This window comes from Epibacterium ulvae (genome assembly GCF_018678075.1).
Taxonomy (GTDB): Bacteria; Pseudomonadota; Alphaproteobacteria; order Rhodobacterales; family Rhodobacteraceae; genus Epibacterium; species Epibacterium ulvae_A.
Genome location: NZ_JAHHIR010000033.1, coordinates 134,113 through 146,035, shown reverse-complemented (window position 1 = coordinate 146,035; position 11,923 = coordinate 134,113). Strand labels below are relative to the sequence as shown.

Here is an 11,923-nt window from a genome sequence, read left to right as displayed (position 1 = left end):
AGTCAAAATATCGATGGATGGGTGTGGCCGTTATCTCGACAATATCTTCATCGAACGGCTGTGGAGGTCCCTCAAACAGGAGGCCGTATACTTGCATGAATTGCAGGACGGGTTCCAAGCCAAACGCGTGATTAAAGATTGGATCAGCTTCTACAACATCGAGCGGCCTCACACTGCTCTCGACAAACGATCACCCGACGACGCATTCTTCACAACAGAACAGACGCAGAAGGCCGCATGAATCCAACCAGATTACATCTTAGCTGAGCCGCAAACCTGTCCTTAAAAGCAGGACCACTTCAGCAGCGTTCGGAACCTTCTAAGCTCCTTCATAAAACTATGCGGACGGTTTGGGAGAAAATTTTCAACGTTGCTCTGAGCGACCATAAGAAATTCTTTTCTTGCTGTTTCGTTGGAGTAGTGTCAAAAACCACAAGAAACGACTTAAACTTTCGTTACTTTCTCTGCTTATCATGCGCTCCGTCAGCACCGTAACAAGAGTGATTTTCGGCTATCGTTCCTTGACGTATGGCACGCCGCCGGCCTTGGGGGGGACGGCTTTGCCGACAAATCCGGCCAGGATCACAACGGTCATGATATAGGGCAGGGCGCCCAGCAGTTGGCCTTGGATCTTGGTCTGGAAAATGGCCTCCAACACATCGGGGCGTAGCTCCAACGCTTGGAACAGGCCGAACAGCAGGCATGCGCCAAGGGCGTACCAGGGGCGCCATTTGGCAAAGATCAACGCCGCCAACGCGATAAAGCCACGACCGGCGGACATTTCTTTGACAAAACCCGCTTGCAGCGCGGTGGAGAGGTAGGCGCCAGCAATGCCGCAGAGCACACCGCAGATGCCCACGGCAGCAAAGCGCAGCGCCACAACCGAAACACCGGCGGTGTCCACGGCAGCAGGGTTCTCGCCAACGGCACGCAGGCGCAGGCCAAAGCGAGTTCCAAAAAGCACCCATGCCGTCAAGGGAACCGCCAGAAGCGACAGGTAGACGAGGATGGAATGGCCCGAGATCAGCTCGGAATAGGCTTGTTGGAGCGGTCCGGCCTCGACCAGAAGGCGTGAAAGGGGGCGACCAGCGGCCTCGGCCTCGGTTGGGCCAATGGCAAAAGGCAGCTCGATCGGGGAGAAGCGTCCGCCGTCCAGCAGCGACGGCGTGCGCCCGCCCTGTTGGAACCAGTCCTGTGCGATCAAAACCGTCAAACCAACGGCCAAGAAGTTGATCGCCACGCCAGAGATCAGCTGGTTGCCACGGAAGGTGATAGAGGCGACACCGTGCAATGCCGCGAGCGCCAGAGAGGAGCCAATACCAGCCAGCAGTCCCAACCAGGCATTGCCAGACAGTGCGGCGATCGCAGCCGAAAAGAAGGCCGCCATCAGCATCTTGCCCTCAAGGCCGATGTCGAAAATGCCCGCGCGTTCAGAGAACAGACCAGCTAGGCAGGCCAACAGTAGCGGCGTGGCGAGGCGAACAGAGCTGTCGAGGATTTGGATAAGGGTCAGGAAATCCATCAGGCTTTTTCCTTCCGCAGAGCAACAAAGATTTTTTCCAGCGGCATACGCACCATATTGTCGAGCGCGCCGGTGAAGAGGATGACCAGGGCCTGGATGACCACGATCAGCTCCCGTGGGATAGAGGTCCACAGCGCCAGTTCGGCACCACCCTGGTACAGAAACCCAAAGAGGATCGCCGCCAGAAAGACGCCAAACGGGTGGTTGCGCCCCATCAGGGCGACCGCGATGCCGATGAAGCCCGCGCCTTCGGTGGCGTTGAGGACCAGGCGTTCGGCCTCTCCCATCACGTTGTTGATCGCCATCATGCCGCAGAGCGCACCAGAGATCAGCATGGCGATCATGGTGATTTTGACCGGGGACATGCCGGCATAACGCGCGCCGGTCTCGGACTTGCCATAAGAACGGATCTCATACCCCAGCCAGGTGCGCCAGATCAGCAGCCAGACTAGAACACAGGCGACAATTGCCACCAGAAGGCTGACGTTGGCGGGCGCGTTTTTGGAGAAGTTGATACCAAAGGGCAGCAGGATTTCATGCAGGGAGGGCAGATGCACCGCTTCGGGGAAACGTGCGGTGGCCGGGTCAAAGCTGCCTTCGGGTTTCAGGATATTGACCAGCATATAGTTCAGCAGAGCGGCTGCGATAAAGTTGAACATGATGGTGGTGATCACCACGTGGCTGCCGCGTTTGGCCTGAAGATAGGCGGGGATCGCCGCCCAGGTCGCACCAAACAGCCCGGCCGCAATGCTAGCAAACAACAGGGCCACGGTCCAATGGGGCCAAGGAATGAACAGGCAGGCATAGGCCACGCCAAGGCCACCCAGCATCGCCTGACCTTCGCCGCCGATGTTAAACAGACCCGCGTGATAGGCCACCGCAACCGCTAGCCCGGTAAAGAGGAAGTTGGTCGCGTAATAGAGCGTGTAACCCCAACCATAGGTCGAGCCAAGCGCGCCTTCGATCATCAGGTTCAAGGCTTCGGTCGGGCTTTCACCGATGGCAAGGATCACCAATGCGGACAGGCCAGCTGCCAGTAGCAGGCTGATCAAAGGGATCAGGACGACATCCGCCCATTTTGGCATTTTTTCCATTATGCAGTCTCCGCCGTCATGCCTGCCATCAGGAGGCCCAGCTCTTTTTCGTCAGTCTCGGCGGCTTGGCGTTCGCCCATGATATGGCCGTCAAACATCACCGCAACGCGATCTGCCAGAGACAGGATTTCTTCCAACTCGACCGACACCAGTAGCACGGCTTTGCCTTGGTCACGCAGGGCGACAATCTGTTGGTGGATGAACTCAATCGCGCCAATGTCGACACCACGGGTGGGCTGTCCAACCAGCAAGAGGTCGGGGTTACGCTCGATCTCGCGGGCGACGACGATTTTCTGTTGGTTGCCGCCGGAGAAATTCTTGGCCGCAAGCCAGGGATCGGGGGGGCGGACGTCGAATTTCTCCATTTTTGCTTCGGTATCAGCGCGCAGGGCTGCGTTGTCCATCAGGACGCCTTTTTGGAATTCGAGTGCGCGGTGATAACCAAAGGCGACGTTTTCCCAGGCGTGGAAGTCCATGATCAGACCTTCACGCTGGCGATCTTCGGGGACGTGACCGATATGGGCAGCACGCCGTGCACGGCCATTGGCGCCTGAGCCGGTCAGGGGTAGGGGCGCGCCATGCAATTTTATGCTGCCTTGGCCAGTGCGCATGCCGCCAAGCACTTCCAAAAGCTCCGACTGGCCATTGCCCGCGACGCCTGCAATGCCGAGGATTTCACCGGCGCGGACCGTCAGGTTGATGCCTTTGACACGTTCCACGCCGGTCTCATCTGACACCCGCAAGTTTTCAATCTCAAGCACGGGGGCGGCGGGTTTGGCGGGAATTTTGTCGACCTGCAACAGGACTTTGCGGCCCACCATCAGCTCGGCCAGATGTTCTGGACTGGTCTCGGCCGTTTTGACAGTGGCCGTCATCTCACCCCGGCGCATCACCGACACGGTGTCGGTGTATTCCATGATCTCACGCAGTTTATGGGTGATCAGGACAATGGTTTTGCCTTCGCTGCGCAGCCGGTCGAGGATACGAAACAGCTGGTCGGCCTCGGCCGGGGTCAAAACCCCGGTGGGCTCATCCAGAATAAGAATATCGGCCTGACGATAAAGCGCTTTGAGGATTTCGACCCGCTGTTGCATGCCAACGCCAATCTTATCGATGCGGGCGTCGGGGTCGACGTTCAAATCATACTCAGCGGCCAGTGTTTTCAGAGATTTGCGCGCCTTGGCCAAAGAGGGGCGCAACAGGCCGCCATCTTCGGCGCCGAGGATAATGTTTTCCAGGACGGTGAAGTTTTCCACCAGTTTGAAGTGCTGGAACACCATGCCGATGCCGGCTGCGATGGCGGCCTGGCTGTCGGGGATTTCGGTCAGTTTGCCATTGATCCAGACCTCGCCTTTGTCGGCTTTGTAAAAGCCGTAGAGGATGCTCATCAGCGTGGATTTACCCGCGCCGTTTTCGCCAATGATGCCGTGGATGGTGCCCGGTTGGACCTGGATGGAGATGTCTTTGTTGGCCTGAACCGGGCCAAAGGACTTGGAAATACTTTTGAGCTCGATTGCGGCGGCGGTCATCGGGGCTCCTACTGTCGTCATGGGCTGGAGGCGGTTGATGCGTCGCAAATGGACGCCGCCCGCTATCACATGGTGTTTTTATTCGAAACCCGGAAGACGCGGAACATGCGTCCTCCGGGCAGAGTGACAAGGGGCGGTGTTACACCCCGGATGTAGTGTGGATTAGAATTCCAGAACCGGGCAGCTGCTGTCCGCATAGTAGCTGGCAACGCTGACTTCGCCGTCGATGATCTGTTGGCGTGCCGCGTTGACGTTGGTTGCCATTTCCTCGGACACCAGTTCTGCGTTGAATTCATCCATCGCAAAGCCGACGCCTTCTTCGGCCAGACCCATGGTAAAGACGCCGGTTTCAACCGCTTCGCCTGCTTTCATCGCCTCATAAACAGCGACGTCGACACGTTTCAGCATTGAGGTCAGAACCTTGCCCGGGTGCAGGTGGTTTTGGTTGCTGTCCACACCGATAGACAGGATGCCTTCGTCGGCTGCGGTTTGCAGAACACCAACACCGGTGCCGCCCGCCGCCGCGTAAACAACATCCGCGCCTTGGGAAATCTGTGCTTTTGTCAACTCAGAGCCTTTTACCGGGTCGTTCCAGGCCGCCGGGGTGGTGCCAGTCATATTGGCCACAACAGTTGCGTCCGGGTTCACCGCTTTGACGCCCTGTGCATAGCCACAGGCAAAGTGGCGGATCAGTGGAACATCCATACCGCCGATGAAACCAACGGTGCCGGATTTCGACGACATCGCCGCCAGCATGCCTACCAGGTAGGAGCCTTCGTGTTCCGCAAAGCCGATCTGGCGCACGTTGGGCAGGTCCAGCCAGTTGACGTCGATCACGACGAATTTGGTGTCAGGGTAGTCGGGGGCAACGGTGGACAGTGGATCAGCCATGGCAAAGCCCATGGTCACAACAGGGTTGGCTCCGGCTTCGGCGAAACGGCGCAGGGCCTGTTCACGCTGGGCTTCGGACTGCAGTTCGATCTCGCGGTACTTGCCGCCGGTCTCTTCCGCCCAACGCTGCGCGCCATTGTGAGCGGCTTCGTTGAAGGATTTGTCGAACTTACCGCCAAGGTCAAAGATCAGGGCGGGTTCTGCAACAGCCAGACCAGCAGTCATAGCAAGGGTTGCGGCCGCACCCAGAAAGGATTTCATCAGGCTCATGGTCTACTCCCAGATTTGTTATTTCGGACGGGTTTGTTTTTGGCCCATTATGGGCAAGACTTTGTGACGTAAGGCCACGGAATTAAGAGGGTAGCCGGCGGCGGGGTCAATGGCTTTTTGACCGTTTGGTCGAAGATAGGCGCTAAATCAGCCTATACGTCGGGTAAATTATGGGCGGATAACACCCGTTTCATGACGATTGCGTCGCAGATCGTGCCGTCGCTGCGGCGGTAGTATTCCGCGCGGGTTGCAACGATATCATAGCCAAAACGCATATAAAGCGCGCAGGCGGCGGTATTGTCTGCCGCGACCTCCAGAAACGCCTCACGCGTGCCTTTGGTGGCAGCCTGCGCTTGCCAGTTTTCCATCACCAGGCTGGCAAGGCCCTGGCGTTGGTAGTCTGGATGGGTGGCGATGGTGAGCAGCTCGGCCTCATCGGCAATGACACGTACCAGCGCAAAACAGCGCGCGTCGCCCGTGGCAAAGACCAGCGGGCTGGTCAGAAGGCTTTCGAACTCATCCGCCTCCCAGGCCCGCGTCTGGGTAAAGGCCGCCTGATGGGTGGCGGCCAAGTGTTTCACTGTGAGTGTCTTAGTCATCCAAAAGCGCAGGCGGCTTGTCCTTGGATGGCGCTGCATCCGCAGGTTTGAGGTAAAGCGGCGCAGGCGGGTTCACGGTTTCAGTCGCGCGAGAGGCCGCGATTTGGGCGATGCGAGCGGCGATCCCCTCTGGGCTCGCCTCGGCCACCACCATCAGCCCGGCGCCGCGGGCGCAGGCGTTGGCCTCTTCCACCGGCAGTAGACGCGGCGCTTGGTCTGGCAGGGCGATATAGACATGGTCGCGCGGCGCTGGGATTGCGGGCAAGATCCCGTCTTGGGCACGGCTTTCAAAACCATTCACCCCCACCGCAGGCACCCCCAGTCCCAAGGCCAGACCCCGCGCAGCAGAGACTGAGATGCGAATGCCGGTGAAATTGCCGGGGCCGACGCCGACGCCGATGGCATCCAGATCTGTCCAGGTAAGCTCTGCCTCAGTCAGGACCTCTTCCAACAGCACCATCAACCGTTCGGCCTGACCGCGCGTCATGGGTTCCAGACGTTCTGCCACAATGCGACCACCACAAAGCACGGCGGCCGCGCAATGCGCGGCCGAAGTATCAAAGGCCAAAACCTTGGGATCTTTTCTTGGCATCTTGTCAGACGGCAACCGGGCGCACCTCTATCACCTCAGGGATATAGTGGCGCAGCAGGTTCTCAATGCCCATTTTCAGGGTCAGTGTTGACGACGGGCAGTTCGCGCAGGCGCCTTGCATATGCAGGTAGACCACACCGCGGTCAAAACCGTGGAACGTGATGTCGCCGCCGTCTTGTGCAACAGCGGGGCGGACGCGGCTGTCCAGAAGCTCTTTGATCTGGTCGACAATCTCGCCGTCTTCGCCGGTGTGCTCTGCATGGCCTGAAGATTGCTCTGCATCAGACGCCATAACCGGCTGGCCGGATTGGTAATGCTCCATCACCGCACCAAGGATGGCGGGTTTGATGTGATCCCATTCCACGCCCTCGGCTTTGGTCACGGTGACAAAATCATTGCCAAAGAACACGCCCTCGACACCGGTCACCGCAAAGATGCGGGTGGCCAGAGGGGATTTATCGGCCGTTTCGGCGGATGGGAAATCAGCGGTGCCCGCGTCCAGTACCGTTTGGCCTGGAAGGAATTTCAGCGTCGCCGGGTTTGGCGTCGACTCTGTCTGAATGAACATGCGGGACCCTCCTTAAGAATGCCCTATGGCATATGCGCTTGATGCAGCGATAAGTCAAGTTTTGGAACCATTCTAAACAGAAAAAAGACGGCCACGCTTTTGCGCAGCCGCCAAGGTCTTTACATCCACACGGTGATTACAGGGCTTTCAGCTCTGCCAGAGCCGCGTCGTATCCGGCCTGCGGATCAGCTGTCAGCAGGGACGGCTGGTAGCGCACGGTGTCGACGTCTTTGATGCCGATGGTTTCCAGCCACCATTGCAGGTAGTTGCTGTGGAAGTCGGAACCGTATTTCGCATCCGCACCCGGTGCCCAGACGCCAGAAGAAGTGATCAGGGTTGCTTTTTTGTTTTCCAGCAGGCCAAAGTAGCCTTTTTCTGGATCAAAACCGAACAGCATGCCCGGCTGCGTGATGATGTCGATGTAATGCTTCAGGCGGTAGGATACGCCACCGTTCCACATAGGCGCGCCGATGACGATGTGGTCTGCGGACATGAAACGCTGCGTGATAGATGCAACCTGATCCCAGGCTTTCTCTTTTGCAGGGTCCATTTCGCCAACGCCAAAAAAGGTCATCTTGGCAGCCGCTGGGTCGCCGTCAAACGCGGGCAGCTCTTCGGTAAAGAGGTCTAGAACGTCTACGTCCAGATCTGGGTTTTTCGCTTTTTGCGAGTCAACAAAAGCCGACGCCAGCGCGTTGGATTTCGATTCTGCGCCACGAGGGGACGCAACGATGTGCAGCAGTTTGGTCATGGATCGTCTCCGTAACTGTCTAATATATGTTTAATTGGTTACAGGCGACTCGCGTAACTTGTCAAACTCTGTTATGGTGGTTGCAGCACTCCACACAGAGTTGTGAACTTCATCACTGGAAGGTAAAAATATGGCGTCAAATCTGCCTGCTCCTTATTTGATTGCGGATCATGTTGGTCTGGAAGTCGTCAACACCATCGGCGCCCCATACGGCGCAGAGCTGGACTGGTTGGTGAACGGTCAGGAGCTGTTGTCCTGGATGGCGGCGGTTGGGCTGCTGACGGCAAAAGAAGCGGCGCGTCTGGCGGCGGCGTTGACGGCGGATGATCTGGAGAAGGCGGCGGATACGTTACGTGCGTTGCGCACTGAGATGCAGGAAAATATCCCCGAAGCCTCACCCGAATTTATGGCGCGCCTGAACGATCTGCTGACCACGGGGCGCGGCCATTACGAGATCGAAACAGGCGCCGAAGGCCAACGAAATATGAGGTTTCAGCCATTGTTGGAGACGGCTGATGATCTGGTCGTGCGGGTGGCTGTGGAGATTGCTGAGCTATATTGTTTGAACACGCCCGAGCGGATGCGCGAATGTGGTTCGCCCACGTGCACCTATTGGTTTCACGATAACACGCGCAACAACCGGCGCCGATGGTGCAGCATGGCCGTTTGCGGCAATCGCGCCAAGGTCAAGGCGCATCGGGCGCGCCAGTAAAAAGGCCACGCGCATCGGTATTCTGGGAAAGGGTAGGGGAGGGGATCAGGTGATCTCTTCCAGTTTTTCTTTGGACAGATCGCCGGGTACGATGGTAACAGGAACCGGCAGGGTGCCGGCGGATTTGCTGAGCTGATTGACCAGCGGTCCGGGGCCCGAGCGTTCGTTGCCAGCGCCAAGCACAAGCACGCCAATTTCCGGATCTTCGGTGATTTGCGCCAAGATTTCGGGCACAGCATCGCCTTCGCGAATCACAAGTTCGGGATCAATATCCTGGCGGTCGCGCATCCATTTGGCAAAGACTTCGAAATGCACGGTGATACGTTCGCGGGTTTCTTCGCGCATCACTTCGCCGACACCGATCCAGTGATTGAACTCATCCGGAGGGATGATCGACAGGATCGTGACGCCACCGCCGGTGTGGGCCGCCCGCATCGCCGCGAACCGCATCGCATTCAGGCACTCACGGCTGTCGTCCAAAACAACAAGGAATTTGCGCATCCGATATCCATAATTATTGTGTCGCACGATCATGACGCAAGCGGGGCGCGCGCGCAATAGAGGTGGGGCTGTGACTTTGGGTCGGATCCGCGCCACGGTGGGCAGGTTGCGGCGAATGCGACAGGTTTGCGGTCTTTGCCTTGCTGTTGGACCGCCTCAGTCGTTATAGAGGCGCCAAACCAGCACATGACAGGACCTGCCCCCATGTCTTTTGACCGTAAAATCAAGATTGCCCCGTCTATCCTCTCGGCGGATTTCGCCAATTTTGGCCAGGAAATCCAAGCGATTGAGGCCCAAGGCGCAGATTGGGTGCATGTGGATGTGATGGACGGACATTTCGTGCCGAACCTGACCTTTGGTCCAGCAGCGGTGAAATCGTTCCGCCCGCATGTCAAAACGGTCATGGATGTGCATCTGATGATCGCACCGGTTGACCCCTATATTGATGCCTATGCGGATGCGGGCGCCGATGTCCTGACGGCGCATATCGAAGCGGGGCCGCATATTCACCGCACGCTGCAAGCGATCCGTGGCGCAGGAATGAAAGCGGGCGTGGCCCTGAACCCCGGCACCCCGGCGGAGGCGATCGAGCATCTGCTGGATCTGACCGATCTGGTCTGTGTGATGACGGTGAACCCAGGCTTTGGCGGTCAGAAGTTCATCGATATGACCACCAAGATCCGCAAGCTGCGCGCGATGATTGGCGACCGTCGGATCCATATTGAAATCGACGGCGGCGTGGATCCGAAAACCGCGCCATTAGTGGCCGAAGCCGGAGCGGATGTTCTGGTTGCGGGTTCTGCGGTTTTCCGGGGCGGTTCGGTGACCAACCCCGAGGTTTACGGCGACAACATCAAAGGCATCCGCGCGGCGGCCGAGGGCGCCTGGACCTAAACCAGCCTCACATTTGAGCAGGAGAGAGCGGCGGTGAACGCCGCTTTTTCTTTTTCGACGCCCAGATATGCGGTTTACAAAATTTTTACGTAAGCGTCACAAATAGTTTGATACGTGTGCCTATGACCTCCTGCAAGTTAGATGGGGGCCGCTCGTGCTGCGAATTAATAAACTTACCAAACGGTTCGGCGACAAGATCGCGGTCGACAGTGCAACGCTGGAAATCGACAAGCCGTGCATGCTGGGCATCATCGGTCGTTCTGGCGCGGGCAAATCGACCCTGTTGCGAATGATGAACCGCCTTGGCGATGCGTCTGAGGGCACCATGACCTTTGAAGGGCGTGAGATCACGTCGTTAAAAGGGGCCGCCAAACGTGCGTGGCAGTCCGAATGCGCGATGATCTTTCAGCAGTTCAACCTGGTGCCGCGTATGGATGTTGTGTCCAACGTGCTGCACGGAACGTTGAACCGCCGCTCGACGTTGGCGACCATGTTCAACCTGTATCCGATGGACGACATTCACCGTGCCATCAATATTCTGGACCGTCTCGGCATTGCTGAGCACGCGCCAAAACGGGCCGAGGCCCTGTCGGGTGGTCAGCAGCAGCGTGTGGCGATTGCTCGTGCGTTGATGCAGGACCCTAAGATCATCCTGGCGGATGAGCCGATTGCGTCGCTTGACCCGATGAACGCACAGACCGTGATGCAGGCTCTGCGCCGTATCCACGAAGAAGACGGCCGTACCGTGATCGCCAACCTGCACACGTTGGATACCGCGCGTCGCTATTGTGATCGCGTGATTGGCATGCGCGATGGGCGCATCGTCTTTGACGGTCTGCCCGAGCAGCTAACAACCGGTGTTGCGCGCGAAATCTATGGCGCCGGCTCCGAGTTCTCAGAGGCGGCAACGTCGACCGAGATCGAGACACTGGAAAAGACAGCCAACGAAATGGGCGCGTCTGTTCCGGCACAGTAACCACCTGAGTTTTCATCCCCTTCGGAGTGAAAGCGCTCCGGAGACTAACCTGGAGAGCTTTTCGAGATGAAAAATGTTATCGCGGCCGTTCTGGCCACCACCGCACTGACCACCCCTGTTTTTGCTGAGGGTATCGAAGAATTCCGCATCGGCATCCTGGGCGGCGAAAACGCACAGGACCGTCTGAACGCACATGAGTGCCTGAAGGCGCATGTTGAAGAAACACTGGGCGTTCCAGTAAAGATCTTCACCCCTGCTGACTATGCTGGTGTTATCCAGGGTCTCGTTGGCGGTACTCTGGACTATGCATGGTTGGGCGCGTCTTCTTACGCTGCGACCTACCTGCAGGACCCAGAAGCGGTTGAGCCTGTTCTGGTTAAAATCAACGTTGATGGTTCGTTTGCATACCACTCAATCGGCTTTGCACGTGCAGACAGTGCCATCGCGTCGTTGGACGACATGAAGGGCAAAGCATTTGGTTTCGGTGACCCGAACTCCACGTCTGGCTACCTGATCCCCTCCATCGAGATCCCGACATACAAAGACGGCATCACCATGGAAACCGGCGACTACTTTGGTGAAGTTAAATTCACCGGCGGTCACGAGCAGACTGTTCTGGCGGTTGTAAACGGCGACGTTGACGGCGGCGTAACCTGGGCCGACGGTCTGGGCGAGTGGGAAGATGGCTACAACTCTGGTCAGCTGCGCAAGATGGTCGACAACGGTCTGATCGACATGAACGACCTGGTTCAGATCTGGAAATCCAAGCCGATCCCAGAAGGCCCAATCGTTCTGCGTAAGGCTCTGCCTGCTGACGTAAAAGAGAAAATGGTCGCGCTGATCGACGGTATGTATGAAACCGACCAAGACTGCGCCTACAACATCTCTGCTGGTGAATCCCTGGGCTTCGACCCGATCACCCACGACGCTTATGAATCCATCATCGGCGCCCGTCTGGCGAAGTCCAAGAACTAATCTGGACTAAGATCTATCAGGCGAGCTGGCCTAGCGGTCGGCTCGCCAT

General features: G+C 57.7%; 14 protein-coding genes. 5 read left to right on the top strand and 9 right to left on the bottom strand.

Features of this window, described 5'->3' with window-relative positions:
- On the top strand, positions 1 to 241 hold a 241-nt coding region (locus KMP13_RS08980), incomplete at its 5' end, for an integrase core domain-containing protein (RefSeq protein WP_215265519.1).
- Positions 242 to 511: 270 nt separating this feature from the next.
- On the opposite strand, the gene KMP13_RS08975 is transcribed toward KMP13_RS08980, so the two are convergent.
- The 8 genes from KMP13_RS08975 to KMP13_RS08940 form a co-directional block, all read right to left on the bottom strand.
- Positions 512 to 1,522 (bottom strand): ABC transporter permease, encoded by a 1,011-nt coding sequence (locus KMP13_RS08975; RefSeq protein ID WP_215265518.1) that lies wholly within the window; start codon positions 1,520 to 1,522, stop codon positions 512 to 514.
- Positions 1,522 to 2,616 carry an ABC transporter permease gene (locus KMP13_RS08970; RefSeq protein ID WP_215265517.1) on the bottom strand — a complete coding sequence of 365 codons (1,095 nt, stop codon included), beginning with the start codon at positions 2,614 to 2,616 and terminating at the stop codon, positions 1,522 to 1,524. Before KMP13_RS08970 ends, KMP13_RS08975 begins: the two co-directional genes overlap by 1 nt.
- Positions 2,616 to 4,145 carry an ABC transporter ATP-binding protein gene (locus KMP13_RS08965; protein WP_215265516.1) on the bottom strand — a complete coding sequence of 510 codons (1,530 nt, stop codon included), beginning with the start codon at positions 4,143 to 4,145 and terminating at the stop codon, positions 2,616 to 2,618. Before KMP13_RS08965 ends, KMP13_RS08970 begins: the two co-directional genes overlap by 1 nt.
- Before the next feature lie 162 nt (positions 4,146 to 4,307).
- Positions 4,308 to 5,306 (bottom strand): BMP family lipoprotein, encoded by a 999-nt coding sequence (locus KMP13_RS08960; RefSeq protein WP_215265515.1) that lies wholly within the window; start codon positions 5,304 to 5,306, stop codon positions 4,308 to 4,310.
- A 152-nt stretch (positions 5,307 to 5,458) separates the two neighbouring features.
- Positions 5,459 to 5,905, bottom strand: a complete 447-nt coding sequence (locus tag KMP13_RS08955; RefSeq protein ID WP_215265514.1) for a GNAT family N-acetyltransferase — start codon at positions 5,903 to 5,905, stop codon at positions 5,459 to 5,461.
- A complete protein-coding gene (gene tsaB, locus KMP13_RS08950; RefSeq protein ID WP_215265513.1) occupies positions 5,898 to 6,497 on the bottom strand; it encodes a tRNA (adenosine(37)-N6)-threonylcarbamoyltransferase complex dimerization subunit type 1 TsaB in 600 nt (199 codons plus the stop codon). The genes KMP13_RS08955 and tsaB overlap by 8 nt, the downstream gene beginning before the upstream one ends.
- Positions 6,498 to 6,501: 4 nt before the next feature.
- The gene (locus tag KMP13_RS08945) at positions 6,502 to 7,065 is read right to left on the bottom strand and encodes a NifU family protein (protein WP_215265512.1); all 564 of its coding nucleotides are present in this window, start codon (positions 7,063 to 7,065) and stop codon (positions 6,502 to 6,504) included.
- A gap of 136 nt (positions 7,066 to 7,201) precedes the next feature.
- Entirely contained in the window at positions 7,202 to 7,816 is a 615-nt protein-coding gene (locus tag KMP13_RS08940) for an FMN-dependent NADH-azoreductase (protein WP_215265511.1), read from the bottom strand.
- Between the two features lie 130 nt (positions 7,817 to 7,946).
- On the opposite strand from KMP13_RS08940, the gene KMP13_RS08935 reads away from it, so the two are divergent.
- Positions 7,947 to 8,528, top strand: coding sequence for a CGNR zinc finger domain-containing protein (locus KMP13_RS08935; RefSeq protein ID WP_215265510.1), 582 nt, complete (start codon positions 7,947 to 7,949; stop codon positions 8,526 to 8,528).
- Positions 8,529 to 8,573: 45 nt separating this feature from the next.
- Here the strand turns inward: KMP13_RS08935 and KMP13_RS08930 are convergent, their stop codons facing one another.
- Positions 8,574 to 9,029, bottom strand: coding sequence for a universal stress protein (locus tag KMP13_RS08930; RefSeq protein ID WP_215265509.1), 456 nt, complete (start codon positions 9,027 to 9,029; stop codon positions 8,574 to 8,576).
- A 204-nt stretch (positions 9,030 to 9,233) separates the two neighbouring features.
- Between KMP13_RS08930 and rpe the strand changes: the two genes are divergently transcribed.
- From rpe to phnD, 3 genes are all read left to right on the top strand, one after another.
- Positions 9,234 to 9,923, top strand: coding sequence for a ribulose-phosphate 3-epimerase (rpe, locus tag KMP13_RS08925; RefSeq protein ID WP_215265508.1), 690 nt, complete (start codon positions 9,234 to 9,236; stop codon positions 9,921 to 9,923).
- 154 nt (positions 9,924 to 10,077) lie between these two features.
- The gene (gene phnC, locus KMP13_RS08920; RefSeq protein WP_215265507.1) at positions 10,078 to 10,899 is read left to right on the top strand and encodes a phosphonate ABC transporter ATP-binding protein; all 822 of its coding nucleotides are present in this window, start codon (positions 10,078 to 10,080) and stop codon (positions 10,897 to 10,899) included.
- A gap of 66 nt (positions 10,900 to 10,965) precedes the next feature.
- Positions 10,966 to 11,874 (top strand): phosphonate ABC transporter substrate-binding protein, encoded by a 909-nt coding sequence (phnD, locus tag KMP13_RS08915; RefSeq protein ID WP_215265506.1) that lies wholly within the window; start codon positions 10,966 to 10,968, stop codon positions 11,872 to 11,874.
- Positions 11,875 to 11,923: the final 49 nt, after the last annotated feature.

What these genes read in the sequence shown, in the direction of transcription:
- KMP13_RS08975 (WP_215265518.1), bottom strand. Translation starts at nt 1,522, where the DNA reads ATGGATTTCCTGACCCTTATCCAAATCCTCGACAGCTCTGTTCGCCTC.
- KMP13_RS08970 (WP_215265517.1), bottom strand. Translation starts at nt 2,616, where the DNA reads ATGGAAAAAATGCCAAAATGGGCGGATGTCGTCCTGATCCCTTTGATC.
- KMP13_RS08965 (WP_215265516.1), bottom strand. Translation starts at nt 4,145, where the DNA reads ATGACCGCCGCCGCAATCGAGCTCAAAAGTATTTCCAAGTCCTTTGGC.
- KMP13_RS08960 (WP_215265515.1), bottom strand. Translation starts at nt 5,306, where the DNA reads ATGAGCCTGATGAAATCCTTTCTGGGTGCGGCCGCAACCCTTGCTATG.
- KMP13_RS08955 (WP_215265514.1), bottom strand. Translation starts at nt 5,905, where the DNA reads ATGACTAAGACACTCACAGTGAAACACTTGGCCGCCACCCATCAGGCG.
- tsaB (WP_215265513.1), bottom strand. Translation starts at nt 6,497, where the DNA reads ATGCCAAGAAAAGATCCCAAGGTTTTGGCCTTTGATACTTCGGCCGCG.
- KMP13_RS08945 (WP_215265512.1), bottom strand. Translation starts at nt 7,065, where the DNA reads ATGTTCATTCAGACAGAGTCGACGCCAAACCCGGCGACGCTGAAATTC.
- KMP13_RS08940 (WP_215265511.1), bottom strand. Translation starts at nt 7,816, where the DNA reads ATGACCAAACTGCTGCACATCGTTGCGTCCCCTCGTGGCGCAGAATCG.
- KMP13_RS08935 (WP_215265510.1), top strand. Translation starts at nt 7,947, where the DNA reads ATGGCGTCAAATCTGCCTGCTCCTTATTTGATTGCGGATCATGTTGGT.
- KMP13_RS08930 (WP_215265509.1), bottom strand. Translation starts at nt 9,029, where the DNA reads ATGCGCAAATTCCTTGTTGTTTTGGACGACAGCCGTGAGTGCCTGAAT.
- rpe (WP_215265508.1), top strand. Translation starts at nt 9,234, where the DNA reads ATGTCTTTTGACCGTAAAATCAAGATTGCCCCGTCTATCCTCTCGGCG.
- phnD (WP_215265506.1), top strand. Translation starts at nt 10,966, where the DNA reads ATGAAAAATGTTATCGCGGCCGTTCTGGCCACCACCGCACTGACCACC.